The sequence below is a fragment of the Dokdonia sp. Hel_I_63 genome (genome assembly GCF_007827285.1).
Taxonomy (GTDB): Bacteria; Bacteroidota; Bacteroidia; order Flavobacteriales; family Flavobacteriaceae; genus Dokdonia.
In genome coordinates this window covers 3405701-3425819 of sequence record NZ_VISD01000001.1, presented here as the reverse complement: position 1 = coordinate 3425819, position 20119 = coordinate 3405701, and the positions used below count along the sequence as shown (strand labels likewise).

The following is a 20119-nucleotide window of genomic DNA, read 5'->3' as shown; positions in this document are numbered from 1 at the left end:
CTAAAGCCTTGATTTATTTGCAAAGTATTGCGCCTCATATTCAAAGAAATTATTAAATTTTGAATTAGCATTTATTTCTTCAATTAGATATAAACCTCTGAGAATAGGGGCTTGTGTGTCCCAATGTACCCACTTGTTAATTTTATTATAAGTTTTAGAGTTATCGCTCCATTCTTTCAATGATTTATTGAAGTAGGTGGAGGTAAAATTATAATCATTGTACTGATAAGTATGAATGATTTCGTGGGCAATCACTATATATTTGAGGTCCAAGTCTTTACTCAGTATTATTATGTTTCCTAAAGCGACCGCTCCGCGATTTGGAACACCATCTCTAGACTTGGTTGAAAAAAAGATTTCTCCAGATTTTAGCATCATTCCCCATTCTGGAGTTGTGTTATAAACAGCAGCAATAGTGAATCCAAGTGATGCTGGGAGAACTTTGTAGCGAACTCTAAATTTATCTCTTGTGTGAAATTCTACTCTATTAAATCCAATGTGTAAATTCCATTGAGATCCAAAGGGTCTATTTGCAGCGGCATCTTCTATGATAGAAACTCCAGCAGCGTTGACAAACTTTGCTGGCCAGCTATATTCTAGGCGTTTATTAATTTCTATTTCATTGATGATTTTTTTACTTCCAAAAATGAGTCCTCCGCCTAGGCTTCCACGCCAAAGACCTTTCAAAAATACGTTTCCAGTTTTTTCATTTGGCTTTTTATTGATCATAGCGCCTATCCCTGCACCTATACCGCCTAAACCAATATTGTATGCAGCCAATTCTCCATTACTAATTTGGGCTGTTAAGTTTTTCTGTGATGAGAGTAGAATTATAACTATTAGGAAGAAATAGGTTGATATTTTTTTGGTTGAAAATTGATTGATAAAATAAATGAGCATAATATAAAAGTTAAACTGCAGTAGCCAAACTAGGTAATTATTAGATTAGTATTTAAAGGGTTTCCTTTATTTTCTACTTTTCTTTGTTACGCTTTCGCGAAAGCGTAATAACTCCATAAAACAGTGATTTGCGATGCTTCAAAAAGTGAAATATCACAGAAATAATGCCCTTGCGGATTACGATATAAATAAAACATCTACTTTTGTACCCTGAAAAATAAGATGTATGGCAAAGAATCTCGTCATTGTGGAGTCACCTGCAAAGGCTAAAACAATAGAAAAATTTCTAGGCTCTGACTATAAAGTTGAGAGTAGTTTTGGACACATAGCAGACCTTCCCTCTAAAGAGTTAGGTGTTGATGTAGATGGAGATTTTACTCCTAAATATAAAGTCTCTGACGATAAGAAAAAGGTAGTAAAAAATCTAAAATCACTAGCCGCAAAAGCCGATATGGTTTGGCTAGCAAGTGATGAGGATCGCGAGGGTGAGGCCATTGCATGGCACCTCGAGCAAGAGCTCGGCTTAACACCAGACCGTACTAAGCGTATTGTTTTTCATGAGATTACTAAAACTGCAATCTTAAGAGCAATCGATAATCCGCGCCAGATTGATTATGATCTTGTAAATGCGCAACAAGCGCGTAGAGTTTTAGATAGACTCGTAGGTTACGAACTTTCGCCAGTGTTATGGAGAAAGGTAAAAGGAGGGCTTTCGGCAGGGCGAGTGCAATCTGTTTCTGTGAGACTTATTGTAGAGCGTGAGCGCGAGGTGTTAAACTTTGAGCCACAAGCATCATACAGAGTAGATGCAGAGTTTACTACAGAAGATGGAAAATCTTTTAGGGCAAAACTTCCTAAAAACATTACTACTAAGAAAAAAGCACAAGAATTTCTTGAGAAAAACTTGAAGGCTACTTTTAAAGTAGATGCGCTTACAAAAAAGCCCGCCAAAAAATCACCAGCACCACCATTTACAACTTCTACACTACAACAAGAAGCAAGTAGAAAGTTATACTTCTCTGTTAGTAAAACGATGAATATGGCGCAGCGTCTCTATGAGGCTGGGCACATTACCTATATGAGAACAGATAGTGTAAACCTATCTAAAGATGCAAAAGCTGGTGCGCAAGCAGAAATACTAGCTGCTTACGGTAAAGAATTTCATAAAGAACGTAACTATAAAGGGAAGTCAAAAGGAGCACAAGAAGCTCACGAAGCGATACGTCCAACAGATTTTTCTAAGCATTCAGTTAATATGGATCGCGATCAAATGCGTCTGTATGAATTAATATGGAAACGAGCTATTGCATCACAAATGAGTGAGGCGCAACTAGAGCGTACTAATGTGCAGATAGCTTCAAGCGCAGGAACAGATAACTTTACTGCAAACGGAGAGATCTTGAAATTTGAAGGATTCTTAAAGGTATACCTTGAAGGTCATGATGATGAGGATGAAGAAGAGACTGGATTACTTCCAGATCTTAAAACAGGAGAAACATTATTCAATTCTTACATTACCGCAACAGAACGTTTTACAAGACCACCGTATAGATATACGGAAGCATCTTTAGTAAAGAAATTAGAGGAGCTTGGTATCGGTCGTCCGTCTACATATGCGCCTACTATTACTACGATACAAAATCGTAAGTATGTTGAGAAGGGTACTGTAGATGGTAAAGAGCGATCTTATGATGTGTTAAGTCTTGAAAACAACGAGATAAAAGATAGAACCTTAACAGAGATGGTAGGTTCAGACAAAGGAAAGCTAGTTCCTACAGATGTGGGAATGGTAGTAAATGATTTCTTGGTACAGCATTTTGAAAATATTCTTGATTACAACTTTACAGCAAAAGTCGAAGCAGACTTTGATGATATTGCAGAAGGTAAGCAGGAGTGGACAAAGATGATGAAAGACTTTTACACAGATTTTCATCCTCATGTAAAAGATGTAGAGAAAAATGCAGAGCGTGAAGTAGGTGAGCGTATTTTAGGTAAAGATCCAGAAAGCGGTAAACCGGTAAGTGTTCGTTTAGGGAAATTTGGACCTATGGTTCAAATAGGTTCTGTAGAAGATGAAGAGAAACCGCGTTTTGCAAGTTTAGGTCCAGATCAAACGCTGGCAAACCTGACTTATGAGCAAGCGATGGACTTGTTTAAGTTGCCTAAAGTTTTAGGGACTTTTGAGGAAGAAGAAGTATCTGTAAATAATGGTCGTTTTGGTCCTTATGTGAAGTTTGGGGCAACCTTTGTTTCATTGCCTAAAGGCCGTGACCCTATGGATGTAGATCTTGATGAAGCTATTGTGTATATTAAAGAGAAGCAAAAGGCAGATGCTCCTATTTATACCTATGAAGACCTTCCAGTTCAAAAAGGAACAGGACGTTTCGGGCCATTTATAAAATGGAACGGGATGTTTATTAATGTCAATAAGAAGTACGACTTTGATAACCTTTCTGACGATGACATCGTAGAGCTTATTGAAGTGAAGAAGCAGAAGGAAATAGATAAAGTACTTCAAGACTTCCCAGAAGAAGGTATACGTGTAGAAAAAGCAAGATGGGGTCGTTCTAATATTATTAAAGGAAAGACTAAAATTGAGCTAAGTAAGGATATAGACGCAGCAGCGTTAACCTTAGATGAAATCAAGGCCTACATAGAGAAAAAAGCACCTAAGAAAAAAGCAGCAGCAAAAAAGAAAGCTCCGGCCAAAAAGAAAGCTCCAGCAAAGAAAAAGGCGCCTGTAAAGAAGAAAACGACTGCAAAAAAGAAGTAATATATGGCCTTTGAGGTGCTAAGCCCTATACCAGAAATTGCGCTTGCGCATATACAATTGCAACATCATCAATCACTAGGTAATAACATTAGATTACACAGTGAGGAATTGGGAATGCCAGATCTAGAGGGTGTGCAAGTTGCTATTATTTGCTTGCGCGAAAACAGGCGTGATCAAAATAACCTCGGAGAATCATTATCATTTACAGAACTTAGGACCACTTTTTACGAACTTTTCCCTGGTAACTGGCACACAACAATTGCCGATTTGGGTGACATTCATGGAGGAGAAAGTGTAGATGACACCTATTTTGCCATCAGAACTGTTAACGAAGCTCTTTTTAAGAAGGGAATTGTACCTATGTATATAGGAGGAAGTCAAGATTTGGTGTATCCTATTTACAGATCGTATGATAAATTGGATCAAATGGTAAATGTGGTGAATGTAGATAGTCGTTTTGACTTAGGAGATGCGAGCCAGCCTATCCATAATAAATCGTACGTAGGGAAGATTATTGTTGAAAAACCATACAACCTTTTCAACTACTCAAATATAGGGTATCAAACTTATTTTAATCCTCAGGAGGAAATAGATCTGATGGATAAGTTATACTTTGATAGTTACCGATTAGGAAATGTTTCGGCTATGATGAGTATTGTGGAGCCTGTAATGAGAGATGCAGATCTTGTTGCGATAGACTTAAATGCTGTGCGCAGTAGTGAGCTAAGTACTAGGTATAATAAAATGCCTAATGGGTTTGATGGAAAGGAGATATGTACTATTGCTCGATATGCAGGTATAAGTGACAAGGTAACTTCTTTTGGAGTTTTTGAATATAAGAATGATGCTCATGAGGAAAAAGCAGCGATGCTCGTTGCTCAAATGATGTGGTACTTTATTGAGGGGGTAAATTTTCGCGCAAGCGAAAACATGGATATTGAGAAAGGAAATTTTCTTACGTATCAAGTTCCAATAGAAGATGAAGTGTTAACATTTTACAAAAGTGAAAAAACAGCCAGATGGTGGATCGAGATTCCATTTATTATGGGCTTGAATAATAAATTAAAAAGGCACACGTTATTACCTTGCACGTACCAAGATTATCTGGATGCTTGTAATCAAAATATCCCTGAACGTTGGTTCAAAGCAAGGAAGAAAAACGAAATTTGACTATGTGTTTCAACGATGAAATGATTATTTTTGGCGAATAAATTGTTTATTACAAATAAAATAAATAGGTTTACGCCCTTAACTTTAGAATACTTAACCTAATATCCTATGAAAAAGTATATTGCATTTATTGCGATAGTAGCTTTGCTGTCTAGTTGTGGCAAAGGCGATCGAGGGGAACTCGTCGGTGCCAAAGGCAAGCGATGGAACCCTGAAAAACCTTATGGAATGACCCTCGTTTCTGGAGGTGCTTACATAATGGGTAAGAGTGATGATGACTTTGCTGCCGTAAATGACGCTCCTACTAAAACGGTGACTGTGCGCTCTTTCTACATGGACGAAACAGAAATCACTAACTCAGAATATAGACAGTTTGTAGAGTGGGTTCAAGATTCTACTATACGTACGAAACTTGCAATCTTAGCTGATGAGCTTGGAGAGACTCCTGGTAATGGTGGTATAGGCGAGTTTGCATTTAGCGATGCAGATCCTGATAACATGACCCCTTACGAGCAATACATGTATGATAACTATTTCGGACTAGGTGAGACTGGCTTTGAAGGAAGGAAGTTAAATAAGGACGTAGAGCTTTTTACGGATACTGCAGAATACCCAGATGAGTATTATGCTGAGGTTATGGATACAATGTATATTCCAATGGAAGAAGCTTATAATGGGCAGCGCACTATCGATGTAGATAAGTTAGATTTCCGTTATACGTACCTTGATATTCAAGAAGCAGCAAAGAAAAACGGCGGTCGTCGTAAAGATCATATCAAAACAGAAATTGTAAATATTTATCCAGACACAACGGTGTGGATTAAAGATTTTGCGTACTCATACAATGAACCTATGCATAATGACTATTTCTGGCATGATGCATACGGAGAGTATCCAGTTGTTGGAGTTACATGGATGCAAGCAAAAGCTTTTTGTGAGTGGAGAACGATGTACAAGAACGCTCATCAAAAATCTAAGAAGAGACAATTTGTAAACCGTTTTAGACTTCCTGGTGAAGCAGAGTGGGAGTATGCCGCTCGTGGCGGACTAGAAAGTGGTGATTACCCTTGGGGTGGTCCATATGCAAAGAATGATAGAGGTTGCTTCCTTGCAAACTTTAAACCTTTAAGAGGGGATTATGGCGCAGATCAAGCGTTGTATACAGTAGAAGCAGATGCTTACGAACCTAATGATTACAACCTGTACAATATGGCAGGAAATGTATCAGAGTGGGTAGCTTCTTCTTACGATCCAGCTTCTTATGAATATATGTCTACCATTAACCCTAACGTAAATGACAAAGACAATCGTCGCAAAGTGATACGTGGTGGTTCATGGAAAGACGTTGCTTACTTCCTACAGGTAAGCTCACGTGACTATGAGTATCAAGACTCTGCTCGTAGTTATATCGGTTTTAGAACCGTGCAGGACTTTATGGGTGTTGATGAGAAAATCAACCTTAGAAAGCCGAAGAAATAACGAATTGAATAATTCCCAAATTATAACAATTACTTAATCTAATTAACTTACTTAACTAAACTAAAAAACCTATTTAACATGGCTAAATCAAAAACTGGAAAGAAATTAATGAATATGGTCTACGGACTAGGAGCAGCAGTAGTAATTATTGGTGCTTTATTCAAAATAATGCACTGGCCTTTCGGTAACGAGATGCTTATTGTTGGTCTAATTACGGAGGCGGTAGTATTTGCTATTTCTGCATTTGAACCTGTGGATAATGAGCTTGATTGGGCATTAGTGTACCCAGAACTTGCAGGTGGTGCAAGTGGATCAAAGAAAAAAGCAGTAGCTCCTGTTGAAGCAGAAGCTCAATTATCTAAAAAATTAGATAACATGCTTAAAGAAGCAAAAATTGATTCTGAGCTTATGACAAGCCTAGGGACAAGTATCCGTAGCTTTGAGGGGGCAGCAAAAGGAATTGCACCTACGGCAGATGCTATGACATCTACTAAAAAATATTCTGAAGAGATGGCACTTGCTGCAGCTCAAATGGAGTCTTTAAATAGCCTTTACAAAGTACAGGTAGAGTCTTCTAGCCGTCAAGCAGAAATCAACGAGCAAGTAACTCAAAATGCCGGAAAGCTTAAAGATCAAATGGAGAGTCTTGCAACAAACCTTTCTTCTTTAAACGGAGTATATGGTGGAATGCTTTCTGCAATGAACAAAAACTAATTTTAGTTGTTTACACAATTAATAAACTAACAACTAAAATTTAAAAAATGGCAGGAGGAAAACAAAGCCCAAGGCAAAAGATGATTAATCTAATGTATTTAGTGTTTATAGCAATGCTAGCACTAAATATGTCTAAAGAGGTATTATCTGCTTTTGGTTCAATAAACGAAAAATTTGATCGTTCTAATGCGACGTTTGAAGCAAAGAATGATCTTGCATTAGCAGATATTTCTAAAAAAGCAAATGAAAACGAAGAGTTTAAAGCAGCTGCTGCAACAGCAAAATCTGCTAAAGCTCTTGGAGATGAATATTTCGCATACTTAGCTTCTGAAAAAGCAGCACTTTTGGCTGAAGTAAAAGACCCTAAGGATTATGAAGCTATGGATAAGTCTAACTTTATCGATGAGCGTTATTATAAGGGAGGTAAAGTATCGCCAACTGGACAAGAATTTCTTGCAAAGATGGATGCTTACCGAGAAGGAATGTTGAAACTTGCAGGAGATAATGAAGCGCTTGCGGCGCAAATTCAAAGTGATTTTAGTACAGCTCCTATCGTCACAGGCGGAGAAGGAGATGGAGCAAAAATTACTCAGGATTATTTATCTTATAACTACGTAGGATTTCCATCAGTATCTTCTTTAACTAAAATGTCTCAATTACAAAATGACATTAAAGTTGTTGAGAATGAATTATTGTCAAAATTACTTTCTGGTAATCTTAAAGAACTTGCTTCTTTAAACAACTACGAAACTGTAATGACAACTTCAAAAGGTGCTTATTACACAGGATCAACATTTGATGGAGTTCTTTCTTTAGGTCGTGTAGATTCTTCTACTAAGCCTTCTAGAGTAGAATTAAAATTAGATGGACGTGCAATCCCTGCAGATAAAGTTTCTTTCGATGGTGGTAAACTTGTTTTAGGAGTAAACACTGGAGGTGTAGGTGATCACAAAATTACGGGATCATTATTTTACCCTCAAGATGGTAAGGAAATCGAAGTTCCAGTTGAGCAATCTTTTACGACCATTAACAAGCCTAACTCTGCTACTATCGCGGCAGATAAGATGAATGTTGTTTATCGTGGAGTTGCAAACCCAATGACGATATCATTTGCTGGGGTATCTGATAATGCAGTTTCTGCATCTGGAGCAGGTCTTTCTAAAAGATCTGGAACTAGCTATTCAATGACTCCTGGTCAAGGACGTGAAGTAACGATTAATGTGACTGCAAAGCTTCCTGATGGAGGTAGTGCTTCAGATAAAGCTGTTTTCCGTATTAAAGATATTCCACGTCCAGTGGGAACTTTAGGAGGTGATGATGGCGGTAATTTAAAGAAGCCTAGAAACACAGTTGCAGCAGCACCAATAGGAGCAAGCCTTCCAGATTTTGACTTTGATCTTAATCTAAACGTAAATAGCTTCAAATTTAGAGCAGGAGATGCGGCTACAGTTTCTGTACAAGGCAATAAACTTAACGGAGCTGCACAATCTGCATTAAAGCGTGCAAAAAGAGGATCTACAGTACAGATTTTTGATATTAAAGCAAGTATACAAGGTAACTCAGGATATAGATTGAAAACAGTTTCTCCAATCATCATTGAGTTAGCAAACTAAAATAAAAGTAATTATGAGTCTTAAACGTTTAATTTTTGTTGCACTCGGTCTATTGATGGCAGTTCCAGCATTTGCACAAGGAAATATCCTTAATGCAAAAACGCCAGATGAAATGTTTGAAGTTACCGAAGAGCAAAAAGCAAAGGACAATGACAATCCATTGCCATACGGTTACGTAGAAAAACGTGACGTGTTGTGGGCAAAAAACACATGGGAGGTTATTGATCTTGATGAACGCGTAAATTTCCCGCTCTACTACCCTATTGATACTATCAATATGGGATCAGATCGTCGTTCACTTTTTGATGTTCTAGTAAAGAATATTAAAAATGGAAAGATTGATGCTATTTACAGAGATTCATACTTCACAGAAAAAATCCAACTAGGAGATCTTTCTGCCGCAATGGTAAAAATTGATACTTCTGATGCTGGATATGATCAATTAAATGCTGGAGAGTCAATTTCTGATTATAACATCGAGCGCACAGAGATCACTGCTTATGATATCAACGCATACCACATACGTGGATACTGGTATATCGATAAGCGTCAAGGAGAACTTAAGTACCGATTATTAGGTATTGCACCAGTTTCTGGTGATGTAAATTTCTTAGATGATGCAAGTGCAGCAGATATTGAACTTTTCTGGATATGGTTTCCAGGAGCGCGTGAAGTATTGCACAATGCAAAAGCATTTAACCGCAAGAATACATCGATGCCTATATCATTTGACCACTTGTTAAATAGTAGGCGTTTTAACGCGACTATTTATAAAGAGGATAATGTACAAGGTGACCGTAAGGTTAAGGAGTACATTAATGATAACTCAATGATGCAATTACTAGAGTCAGATCGTATTAAAGAACGTATTAGAGATATTGAACAAGATCTTTGGAATTACTAGATTAATTTCCAATTATGATATAAGCCACCTAAGCAATACGTTTAGGTGGCTTTTTTATTTTATAAATTTCAGATTTATAAATAGGAAGGCGATGCGCACTTTGTGAGCCTACTATTCTTGTATTTTTGTACGGTGAAAGAAGTAGATTATATTATCGTAGGTCTTGGACTGGCAGGCATCGCATTTTGTGAAGAGTGTGAGCGCAATGGTAAGTCTTTTATTGTCATAGATAAAGGAACAGAAGGCGCAAGCCGTGTAGCAGCTGGTTTGTATAACCCAGTAATTTTAAAGCGATACTCACTGCCTTGGAAGGCTATTGAGCAATTTGACCTTGCAATACCATATTTCAGAAATTTAGAAGAGAAACTCGGCGAGTCGTTCATGTATGAATTGCCCGTGCGCAAAGTATTCTATTCTATCGAAGATCAGAATAATTGGTTTACGGCAAGTGACAAGCCTGGGCTGGACCGCTTTGTAAAAACGCAGATAGTAAAGGAAGAGCGTAACGAGATTTTGGCGCCATTTCACTATGGAGAAGTGCTAGAAACAGGGAGAGTGGCAATTACAAAACTACAAGCCTCGTATGAACGATATCTTGTAGGTAAGTCCGCTTTCGCGAAAGCGGTATTTAATTACGACTTATTGCAATTACAAGAGTCATCTGTAATCTATGATGGTCATAAGGCCTCTAGAATTGTATTTGCCGAAGGTTATGGAGTGAAGCAAAACCCTTACTTCGGGAAATTGCCATTAGTTGGTAATAAGGGAGAATACATAATTATCAGTTCTCCACAATTACAATTAAATGCAGCAATTAAATCTTCATTCTTTATCGTTCCATTAGGAAACGATCTTTATAAAGTAGGTGCAACTTATAATTGGACAGATAAGGATTGGGAAGCTACAACAGAAGCTCGTGAAGAGCTTTTAGAAAAGCTTGACGCACTAATTAATGTTTCTTATGCAGTCGTCGATCAAGAGGCGGGCGTGCGTCCTACGACGGGGGATAGAAGACCACTCCTTGGTGTTCACCCTATCTACAATCAGCTAGCCATATTAAATGGATTAGGCACAAGAGGAATCATGGCAGGTCCTCTGCTAGCGAAGTATCTCTATAATTTTTTAGAGCATCAAGAAGCACTCCCTGCTGAAGTGGATGTGATGCGTTTTCCTAAAAAATTCAAGTAGTCGGTTTTGGTAATTAGCTTGACAGTTGATCTTTTGCTGGGTCGTACTTCATGAAAAAATTGATCCATATATTTCGAGCAAGTCGCATAATGACAGGCATGAATACAATCATGGTTCCTACAATTGCGATAAATGTATTAACTAGAGTTGCCTCAAAAAAGAAGTAGGTAATTACAAATGCTGCTGTCGCAAAAGCAATCCCAACAGGGTAACTTACATACATTGCCCCATAAAAGAAGGAAGGTTCTATTTTGTATTTTGTATTGCAATGAGAGCAGCGTTCATGCATTTTGAGCGTTTGGGAAAGTATGTACGGATTTGGGTTTTTATACATGGATTCATTTTGACAAACAGGGCATTTTCCTTTAATAATACTGTTAATTTTGCTGCCTTTTAGAATTCCCATAATCTCTTTGGTTTATGAGTACAAATTTAAGCATCTTTGCAGTCCTCATACTTTATAAATCATATTTTTTACTTATCTCCTTATGCTTAATATTCATAACCTTTCTGTCTCTTTTCAAGGCGAATATCTTTTTGAAGAAATCACTTTCCGTCTTAATGGAGGAGATCGCGTGGGGCTTGTAGGTAAAAATGGTGCAGGTAAGTCTACTATGTTGCGCATTATTTCTGGCGAGCAACCTTATGATACTGGATCTATAGCTATTGAAAAAGAGATAAGTATTGGTTTTCTTAAGCAGGATATTGACTTTGTAGAAGGAAGAACCGTTCTTCAAGAGTCTTATGAAGCTTTTAAAGAAATTAAGGAGCTAGAAGGCAAACTTGAGGAGATTAATAGTCAGCTAGCTACTCGTACAGATTATGAGAGTGAGGGATATAACCAGTTAATGATTGACATAAACGATGTGCAACATCAATATGAGGTGCATGGAGGTTATAACTATAAAGGAGAGACAGAACGTATCCTTCAGGGACTAGGTTTTAAACGTGAAGATTTTGATAAGCTTACAGATACTTTTTCTGGAGGATGGCGCATGCGTATTGAGCTTGCAAAGCTATTACTTCAAAACCATGACATCCTATTACTGGATGAGCCTACAAACCACTTAGATATAGAATCTATTATTTGGCTTGAGACCTTCTTAAAAGGATATTCTGGAGCTGTAGCAATTGTGTCGCACGATAAAATGTTCTTAGACAATGTTACAAATCGTACTATTGAGATTTCTTTAGGACGTATTTATGATTACCCCAAACCATACACAGAGTACCTAGTCTTACGTAAAGAATTAAGAGAGCAGCAACTTGCTTCTCAGAAAAACCAGCAAAAGCAAATAGAGCAAACGGAGAAACTCATTGAGAAATTCCGTGCAAAAGCATCTAAGGCAACTATGGCACAATCTCTTATTAAGAAGCTTGATAAGATAGATCGCATTGAAGTAGATGAGGATGATAATAGTGTGATGACATTAAAATTTCCAGTATCCGTTACTCCAGGAAAAGTGGTGGTAGAGGCAAACGATGTTGAGAAAAGTTATGGGGATAAGACAGTACTACAAGGGATAGATTTACTTGTAGAAAGAAATACAAAGACTGCCTTTGTAGGGCAAAATGGTCAAGGCAAATCTACACTTGCTAAAATTATAGTAGGAGAACTAGCGCACCAAGGTGATGTAAAGTTAGGACACAATGTGCAAATAGGATACTTCGCTCAAAATCAAGCAGAATACCTAGACGGCTCAAAAACCGTTGAGGAAACAATGATCGATGCGGCAGATGAACGCACTAGACCGCTTGTGCGTAATATTTTAGGTTCTTTTCTTTTTAGGGGTGAAGAAGTAGATAAATATGTGCGTGTACTTTCTGGAGGTGAGCGTAACAGACTTGCACTGGCAAAATTGATGTTGCAGCCTTTTAATGTGCTTGTGATGGATGAGCCTACTAACCACCTCGACATAAAATCTAAGAATGTTTTAAAGGATAGTCTTAAGCAGTTTGAAGGAACCCTTATTGTAGTATCTCACGATCGTGATTTCTTACAAGGACTTACAGATCGCGTTTATGAATTTAAAGACCACCGTATACGTGAATTTCTAGGTGATGTAGATTATTATCTTGAACAGCGCGAGGTGTCAAACTTACGCGAGATAGAAAAGAGAGATGTCATCAAAAAAGAGGCGCCAGCAAAAAGCTCTAAAAAATCATACGAAGATCAGAAGAAGCTTAAATCACTTAATAATAGGTTGAGTAAGGTGGAATCTAATATCAACAAACTTGAAAGAGAAGTTAAGCAACTTGATGCTGAGCTTGCAACTAATTATGATGAGACCGTTGCGAAGCCAGATTTTTTTGATAATTATAACGGCAAAAAAAAGAAGCTAGATGGGTATATGGAAGACTGGGGCAAAATTACAGAAGAGCTAGATGCTTTGAATTAAAATTTTAGTTGCGCTTTCGCGAAAGCGTACTTATAACACTACATAACTCATAAACCCCACTATTTATGTGGGGTTTTGTTTTTAAAGAGCATTTTTTTAAAGATGTTGTCTGGTGTTATTTGGTTTTTGTTAAGAATGAGAGCGTTAGGGTTGAGAAGTCGCTTCTAGACTCTTCATGTTGTATCCGCAATGAAATCAGTATTTTAGGTGTAGCTAGTGCTTTTTGTCGTTTAACGAGCTATGAGATTTTTTAAGACATCGTTAACAACTGTCGCGCCTTGACATAGTTAGCTTTGCGTATTGATCATTAGGTCATTTTCAACCAAAAAAAATACGATGCGTAAAATCATCCTTTCTCTATTAGGAGTAGTACTCATAATAGGCGCTTTCTTTGCTTCTGAGGCAATTGTTGCTAGTAACCAACGTACACGACCAAAACCAGAAAAGGTCGTTAAAACAGTCTTTGTAGAAGATGTTGTTAATGGTGTTGTGCCTATAGAGATTTCGGCAAATGGTAATCTTGTAGCACAGCGCAGGTTAGAGGTGTTCTCAGAGGTGCAAGGTATATTGCAAAAGGGCAGCAAACTTTTTAAGCCTGGTCAAACCTATAGAAGAGGAGAAACCATATTACGTTTAAATAGTGCAGAATATTATGCGTCTGTGCAATCACAAAAAAGTGCCTTGTTTAATCAAATAACGGCTATCATGCCAGATTTGAGATTAGACTATCCAGAGGCTTACCCTAAGTGGCAGAAGTATATTAATAACTTCGATGTAAATAAATCTACTCCTGCACTTCCAGAAATTACTTCAGAAAAGGAAGGTTATTTTATCTCAGGGCGTAACATTCAGACTTCTTACTATAATGTGAAGAACCTCGAGCAACGACTTGGGAAGTACAATATAGTAGCACCTTTTACAGGAATACTAACCGAGGCATTGGTTACTGAGGGAACTTTAGTACGTCCAGGTCAAAAACTAGGTGAATTTATTGACACAAGTGTTTATGAGCTTGAAGTTGCAATAAGTAAGAATTATGCAGACTTGCTCAAAGTAGGCAATGAAGTAGCCCTTACAACGATAGATGGAGATCAATCTTATACAGGGAAGGTAACAAGAGTAAACGGTAATATAGATCAAGCTTCACAAACTATAAATGCATACATAGAAGTAAAGGACAGTGCGCTTAGAGAAGGTGTTTATCTTGAGGCTGTGCTCCAAGCTAAAGAGGAGACAGATGCGATTGCAATAGCAAGAGGATTGTTACAGCCAAATAATCAAGTCTTTACTGTAAGAGATTCAATTCTTGATATTATCGATGTAAAACCAGTATACTTCTCAGATAAAGAAGTCGTTGTAAAAGGAGTGCCTAATGGGACTAAGCTAGTAAGCAAGCCAGTTCCAGGAGCATATGCAGGTATGCTTGTAAAAATATACCAAGAGAAAGATTCATCACAAGCACCAGCAGAGTAAGATGCGTAAAATTATAGAGTACTTCATAAAGTACCACGTAGCCGTAAACGTAGTGGTCTTAATGTTTGTGGTTTTTGGAATATTTGGAGCCTTGTCATTAAAGTCTTCATTCTTTCCACTTGTAGATTCAAAAAATATAAACATTACCGTTGTTTACCCTGGAGCATCTCCTCAGGAAGTTGAAGAAGGTATTGTACTTAAAATAGAAGATAACCTTAAAGGCTTAGACGGTGTAGAGCGTGTAACTTCTACTTCAAGAGAGAATAGCGGAAATATAAATGTAGAGATTGAAAAAGGGAAGGATATCGATTTTATGCTTCTTGAAGTTAAGAATGCTGTAGATCGAGTGCCATCATTTCCTTCTGGTATGGAGCCACTAGTAGTGGCAAAACAAGAAGCAATACGCCAGACTATATCTTTTTCTATAAGTGGAGAAGATGTGACCCTAGCTACGCTTAAGCAGATAGGGAGGCAGGTTGAGAATGACCTAAGAGCAATTGAGGGTATCTCACAAATAAACGTATCAGGTTATCCTGATGAGGAAATCGAAATCGCCGTAAACGAAAATAGCTTGCTAGCTTACAATCTGTCGTTTGCAGATGTTTCTCAAGCAGTCAGTAGATCAAATATCCTTACTACGGGAGGATCTATAAAAACAGAAGCAGAGGAGTATCTCATAAGAGCAAATAATAGAGCTTATTATGGCGACGAACTCTCTAATGTGATTGTAAGATCTGACCCTAGCGGAAGAACGATACGTCTTAAAGATGTTGCAACCGTAAGAGACCGCTTTTCTGAAACACCTAATGCAAATTACTTCAATGGAAATCTTGCTGTAAATGTATCTATTACCTCTACAAACACAGAAGACCTTATAGGTGCTGCAGAGAAAGCAAAAGAGTACATCGCAGATTTTAATGACAAATACAACAACGTGCAACTTGCCGTTGTAAATGACTTATCTATAACACTTGTACAGCGTACTGCCTTACTTACAGAGAATGCGGTAGTAGGGATGATACTAGTACTTATATTTCTCTCTTTATTCTTAAACACACGTCTTGCATTTTGGGTAGCCTTTGGACTCCCAGTAGCATTCTTGGGAATGTTTATGCTTGCGGGATATTTTAATGTAACCATAAACGTGCTGTCATTATTTGGGATGATTATCGTTATTGGTATTCTGGTAGATGATGGTATTGTAATTGCCGAAAATATCTATCAGCATTATGAACGTGGCAAATCACCAGTGCAAGCTGCGGTAGATGGTACCATGGAAGTATTGCCTCCTATTATTTCGGCGATATTAACGACTATTCTTGCTTTTGGTATTTTCTTGTTCTTAGATGGTAGAATAGGGGAGTTTTTTGGAGAGGTTTCTGTAATAGTTATGCTTACCCTAGCGGTGTCATTAGTAGAGGCTCTTATTATCCTTCCAGCGCACCTTGCGCACTCTAAGGCTTTGAAAAAGCAAGATAACCGCCCTAAAAAAGGTATTGCAAATTTATTTTCAAAGCTGCGATATGTCAATGAGTTTGGTGATCGTATAATGGTATGGTTACGTGATAAAGTGTATAGCCCTACATTGCGTTTTGCACTTGATTATAAGTTTTTGATGTTCTCCTTCTTCATTGTTTTTATCTTATTGACTTCAGGGAGTTTTCAAGCTGGGATCATAAGAGGAGCATTCTTTCCTAACGTTGCAAGTGATAATGTGCGTATAACACTCAACATGCCTAACGGTACAAATGCGGGTGTTACAGATAGTATTATCTCTATGATTGAAATGAGAGCTGTCGAGGTAAACAAAGAGCTTTCAGAAAAATATAAAAGCGAGATAGACGGACCATTATTTGAGAATATTATCAAAACTTTAGGTCCTGGAACTTCTACAGCAACATTGAGTGTAAACTTACTACCTGGTGAGGAAAGGCCTAACGATATTACTTCCATTCTAGTGGGTAATATGATTCGTGAGAAAGTAGGTCCAGTAATAGGAAATGAAAGTCTCGTGTATGGTGGTGGAGGAAACTTTGGAGGAAGTCCAGTAGCAGTTTCTTTACTTGGAAACAATATTGCAGAGCTTAAAGCAGCAAAGGCAGAATTAAAACAATCTCTTGAGTCCAATCCTGTACTCAAGGATATTACAGATAATGATCCAGCAGGAATTAAGGAAATAAGACTTCAGCTTAACGAGTCTGCTTATGCGCTTGGTCTCAACTTACAAACAGTAATGACGCAAGTGCGCGCAGGATTCTTTGGATCACAAGCGCAGCGTTTTCAAAGAGGGCAAGATGAAATAAGAGTGTGGGTACGCTATGATCGTGATAATAGATCTTCTATTTTAAATCTTGATGATATGCGTATACTTACTCCTAGCGGATCAAAAGTGCCACTCAATGAGATTGCAAGTTATACTATTGAAAGAGGTGATGTCGCGGTTAACCACCTAGAGGGAAGGAGAGAGATACAAATACTTGCAGATCTTAAGAATCCGAAAGAGGTAAGTGCTACAGATGTTATGGCAGATTTACAGTCTAACGTAATGCCAGACATCTTATCAAAGTATCCTACGGTAACACCATCTTATGAAGGTCAGAATAGAGAAGCAGGTAAATTAACAGGTTCTTTAAAGCCTGTAGGACTCACTGTACTCGCGCTTATTTACATTGTGATTGCATTTACTTTTAGAAGTTATAGTCAGCCATTAATGTTATTGCTCTTGATTCCTTTAAGTCTTCCTGCAGTAGCGTGGGGACACTGGATACACGATTTCCCACTTAATATTTTATCTATGTTAGGTATTATTGCGCTCGTTGGGATTATGGTGAATGATGGCCTCGTATTGATAGGTAAGTTTAATACAAACCTTAGAGAAGGGATGACATTTGATGATGCTATTTTTGACGCTGGACGTTCTCGTTTTAGAGCAATATTCTTGACATCTATAACAACGATAGCAGGACTTGCACCGCTTATTTTTGAAGAAAGTAGACAAGCACAATTCTTAATACCAATGGCGATTTCTATTGCTTATGGAATTGGTTTTGCCACGATACTTACCCTTGTGATGTTACCTATCTTTCTTTCCTTTAGTAACTGGGCAAAGACTACAACAGATAGATTAATTATGGGACGTAAAACTCCTAGAGAAAATCAAGAGCGAGCAGTAAAAGAGATGGAAGAAGAGGCGGAGAATGATGCTCAAGAAGATCATGCAGCTTTACCACATAATACAGACATCGTTTAATATGAATTTGTATAAAAATCATACCCACCGTGAGATACTAGCTGTGCTAGAGCAAAGCGATAAACTTACGTACGAGGCAAAGCTCAACTTACTTAACGAGATAGACAAGCGTTCTATAGCCGTACCTACAGATGAGCTACAGTCACAAATCAATCAAAAAGAGGTTGCAATAAATAACCTTGACTACTTAAAGGATATTGGTTTCATGTATACTATGGACGAAAATACAGGCGCCATCACCTTACGCAGAGCTTCTGGAGCAAAGTTAATGGACATAGCAGCTATTGTTGTAGGAGTGATTTTATCACTTGTAGGGCTCATTCATTGCTGGTTGTTACTTGCTATTTTTACTGGAAGTAATGAATTTACGCTCACAAAATTATTCACGTATGTATTCATGATAAGTTTGGGTCTCATTGGATTTAAAATGCTAGGAGGTATTAATCGTTTCTTAGATTATAACTCATTTTTATTTGTACAACAGCGAGACACTGTAACCATCAAAAAAGGTGATATTAAGGATGAGCAAACATTTAATACAGCCGATTTAAAACTAGAAGAAGAGGGTGAAGATGAGCTTATTTTAAGTGCTGGCGAGATTGAGATTATGCGTACTTCACCACACAATTTAGTTCAAAAACTCACGATGGAAGCGCTATTGCATAACATTTTAAGGAATCAATAATGAAACTTTCAGTACAAAATATAGCAGTATTTTTTTTGTTGTTCGCTTTCGCAAAAGCGTACTCTCAAGAAACTCCAACTTCTTTACTTACTAAGGAAGAGGCGATACGTACTATGCTTGAGAATAATTTTGGGATTCTACTTGCTAACAATCAAGTGGCAGTTGCCGAAAATAATACAGGGATTTTAAATACAGGGTATTTACCTACAATAAGCACTACAGCGGGTATAAATTATAATGTAGATAATCAAGAAGCTACTTTTCAAGATGGTACATCAAGATCTGTAAATGGAGCAGAGACGACAAGGTACAACGCATCTGTAAATCTAGATTATACACTTTTTGATGGCTTAGGGAGGTATTATAACTACAAGAGTCTTAAGGAACAATATGGCTTATCTAAGCTGCAGGCTAGAGAGACAATTGAGAATGTGATGGTGCAACTCTTTACAGTGTATTATGAAGTTGCACGCGTTGAAGAAAATCTGGGCGTGCTAGAAAATGCACTTGAAATTTCAAAAGAACGTGAGCTTAGAGCGCAATATCAATTTGATTACGGGCAAGTAAATAAGCTTGAGGTCCTCAATGCACAAGTAGATATCGTAACCGATAGTACAAATATCCTTAACGCAAGACAGCAGCTGCGCAATGCACAGCGTGATCTTAATGTGGTGCTTGCAAGAGAGCTAGAAGACCTGAAGGTGGCAGATACTACAATTGCTTTTATAAACCCTATAAGCATAGAAGAGTATATTAATGAAGGGACTGTAAATAACATTTCGCTTTTGCAATCAGAACAAAATATAATCATTAGTGATTACCAGATAAAGCAGGCTAAATCACTTTTACTTCCCACTGTGGGAATCACAGGTAGTTATGGGTGGAATGAAGGGAATTTTCCTGCGACTAACTTTCTTGCGTCGAGTACATCTACTGGTTTTCAAACGGGGGCAACCTTACGATGGAATTTATTTGATGGAGGTAGTTCTATAGTAGGCATTAAGAATGCTAAAATAGCACTTGACAGCCAAGAGTATATCAAAGAGCAACTCAAGCAACAAGTAGAACGTGATATTTCAAATGCAAAGGGTAACTATTATAATGCACTTGCAATTTATAACTTACAAGAACAGAATGTAATTACGAGTAAAGCAAACTTTGATAGGTCTGAGGAGCGTTTTAAGTTAGGTCAAATTACTAGTATTGAATTCCGTCAAGCACAATTAAATCTTCTTAATGCGCAGACTACCAAGAACGCTGCAAAGTATACAGCAAAGCTTGCAGAGATACAATTATTACAGCTTACAGGTCAATTGCTTAATGTAGATTTTTAAAACGTAGGTAGCGCTTTCGCGAAAGCGTAATTCTCTATAAATTAGATCGTCATGTACGAACATTTCTTTCAATGCCCTTACTGTTGGGAAGAGATTTCTATGCTCTTAGATCCATCCATAAGTAGTGTGTATGTAGAAGATTGTGAGGTTTGTTGTAACCCTATTGAATTACAAGTAGGTTTTGAGGATGGAACTTTAACTTCATTCTCTGCTATAGACATTGAACAATAGCCCATT

15 protein-coding genes are annotated in these 20119 nt (G+C 37.7%); 13 read left to right on the top strand and 2 right to left on the bottom strand.

All coding sequences use genetic code 11. From position 1 onward, the window contains the following. On the bottom strand, positions 1-900 hold the full coding sequence (locus JM84_RS15090) for a hypothetical protein (RefSeq protein WP_144785058.1): 900 nt from the start codon (positions 898-900) through the stop codon (positions 1-3). A gap of 226 nt (positions 901-1126) precedes the next feature. On the opposite strand from JM84_RS15090, the gene topA reads away from it, so the two are divergent. The 7 genes from topA to JM84_RS15055 all read left to right on the top strand — a co-directional run bounded on the left by topA (position 1127) and on the right by JM84_RS15055 (position 10741). After that, complete coding sequence (gene topA / locus JM84_RS15085) at positions 1127-3673, top strand: type I DNA topoisomerase (protein WP_144785056.1); 2547 nt, start codon at positions 1127-1129, stop codon at positions 3671-3673. Positions 3674-3676: 3 nt separating this feature from the next. Then, entirely contained in the window at positions 3677-4843 is a 1167-nt protein-coding gene (locus JM84_RS15080) for a formimidoylglutamase (protein WP_013751172.1), read from the top strand. Between the two features lie 108 nt (positions 4844-4951). After that, positions 4952-6322 carry a gliding motility lipoprotein GldK gene (gldK, locus tag JM84_RS15075; RefSeq protein ID WP_013751173.1) on the top strand — a complete coding sequence of 457 codons (1371 nt, stop codon included), beginning with the start codon at positions 4952-4954 and terminating at the stop codon, positions 6320-6322. A gap of 78 nt (positions 6323-6400) precedes the next feature. Beyond that, complete coding sequence (gene gldL, locus JM84_RS15070) at positions 6401-7036, top strand: gliding motility protein GldL (RefSeq protein ID WP_013751174.1); 636 nt, start codon at positions 6401-6403, stop codon at positions 7034-7036. Positions 7037-7083: 47 nt separating this feature from the next. Continuing rightward, on the top strand, positions 7084-8649 hold the full coding sequence (gene gldM, locus JM84_RS15065) for a gliding motility protein GldM (RefSeq protein ID WP_013751175.1): 1566 nt from the start codon (positions 7084-7086) through the stop codon (positions 8647-8649). Between the two features lie 13 nt (positions 8650-8662). Beyond that, on the top strand, positions 8663-9553 hold the full coding sequence (gene gldN, locus JM84_RS15060) for a gliding motility protein GldN (protein WP_013751176.1): 891 nt from the start codon (positions 8663-8665) through the stop codon (positions 9551-9553). A 132-nt stretch (positions 9554-9685) separates the two neighbouring features. Further along, positions 9686-10741, top strand: a complete 1056-nt coding sequence (locus JM84_RS15055; RefSeq protein WP_261375776.1) for an NAD(P)/FAD-dependent oxidoreductase — start codon at positions 9686-9688, stop codon at positions 10739-10741. A gap of 13 nt (positions 10742-10754) precedes the next feature. On the opposite strand, the gene JM84_RS15050 is transcribed toward JM84_RS15055, so the two are convergent. Next, a complete protein-coding gene (locus tag JM84_RS15050; RefSeq protein ID WP_013751178.1) occupies positions 10755-11147 on the bottom strand; it encodes a DUF983 domain-containing protein in 393 nt (130 codons plus the stop codon). 82 nt (positions 11148-11229) lie between these two features. Between JM84_RS15050 and JM84_RS15045 the strand changes: the two genes are divergently transcribed. The 6 genes from JM84_RS15045 (at position 11230) to JM84_RS15020 (ending at position 20113) form a co-directional block, all read left to right on the top strand. Then, positions 11230-13140, top strand: coding sequence for an ABC-F family ATP-binding cassette domain-containing protein (locus JM84_RS15045; RefSeq protein ID WP_144785052.1), 1911 nt, complete (start codon positions 11230-11232; stop codon positions 13138-13140). A gap of 336 nt (positions 13141-13476) precedes the next feature. Continuing rightward, a complete protein-coding gene (locus JM84_RS15040; RefSeq protein ID WP_144785050.1) occupies positions 13477-14613 on the top strand; it encodes an efflux RND transporter periplasmic adaptor subunit in 1137 nt (378 codons plus the stop codon). 1 nt (position 14614) lies between these two features. Beyond that, positions 14615-17863, top strand: coding sequence for an efflux RND transporter permease subunit (locus tag JM84_RS15035; RefSeq protein ID WP_144785048.1), 3249 nt, complete (start codon positions 14615-14617; stop codon positions 17861-17863). Between the two features lies 1 nt (position 17864). Further along, on the top strand, positions 17865-18548 hold the full coding sequence (locus JM84_RS15030) for a hypothetical protein (protein ID WP_144785046.1): 684 nt from the start codon (positions 17865-17867) through the stop codon (positions 18546-18548). Beyond that, positions 18548-19882, top strand: a complete 1335-nt coding sequence (locus tag JM84_RS15025; protein ID WP_144785044.1) for a TolC family protein — start codon at positions 18548-18550, stop codon at positions 19880-19882. Before JM84_RS15030 ends, JM84_RS15025 begins: the two co-directional genes overlap by 1 nt. A 51-nt stretch (positions 19883-19933) precedes the next feature. Then, a complete protein-coding gene (locus JM84_RS15020; protein WP_013751183.1) occupies positions 19934-20113 on the top strand; it encodes a CPXCG motif-containing cysteine-rich protein in 180 nt (59 codons plus the stop codon). Positions 20114-20119: the final 6 nt, after the last annotated feature.

Coding starts and splice junctions, on each gene's coding strand:
- gldK (WP_013751173.1), top strand. CDS start 4,952: ATGAAAAAGTATATTGCATTTATTGCGATAGTAGCTTTGCTGTCTAGT.
- JM84_RS15030 (WP_144785046.1), top strand. CDS start 17,865: ATGAATTTGTATAAAAATCATACCCACCGTGAGATACTAGCTGTGCTA.
- gldL (WP_013751174.1), top strand. CDS start 6,401: ATGGCTAAATCAAAAACTGGAAAGAAATTAATGAATATGGTCTACGGA.
- JM84_RS15045 (WP_144785052.1), top strand. CDS start 11,230: ATGCTTAATATTCATAACCTTTCTGTCTCTTTTCAAGGCGAATATCTT.
- JM84_RS15090 (WP_144785058.1), bottom strand. CDS start 900: ATGCTCATTTATTTTATCAATCAATTTTCAACCAAAAAAATATCAACC.
- gldN (WP_013751176.1), top strand. CDS start 8,663: ATGAGTCTTAAACGTTTAATTTTTGTTGCACTCGGTCTATTGATGGCA.
- JM84_RS15025 (WP_144785044.1), top strand. CDS start 18,548: ATGAAACTTTCAGTACAAAATATAGCAGTATTTTTTTTGTTGTTCGCT.
- gldM (WP_013751175.1), top strand. CDS start 7,084: ATGGCAGGAGGAAAACAAAGCCCAAGGCAAAAGATGATTAATCTAATG.
- JM84_RS15040 (WP_144785050.1), top strand. CDS start 13,477: ATGCGTAAAATCATCCTTTCTCTATTAGGAGTAGTACTCATAATAGGC.
- topA (WP_144785056.1), top strand. CDS start 1,127: ATGGCAAAGAATCTCGTCATTGTGGAGTCACCTGCAAAGGCTAAAACA.
- JM84_RS15035 (WP_144785048.1), top strand. CDS start 14,615: ATGCGTAAAATTATAGAGTACTTCATAAAGTACCACGTAGCCGTAAAC.
- JM84_RS15080 (WP_013751172.1), top strand. CDS start 3,677: ATGGCCTTTGAGGTGCTAAGCCCTATACCAGAAATTGCGCTTGCGCAT.
- JM84_RS15050 (WP_013751178.1), bottom strand. CDS start 11,147: ATGGGAATTCTAAAAGGCAGCAAAATTAACAGTATTATTAAAGGAAAA.
- JM84_RS15020 (WP_013751183.1), top strand. CDS start 19,934: ATGTACGAACATTTCTTTCAATGCCCTTACTGTTGGGAAGAGATTTCT.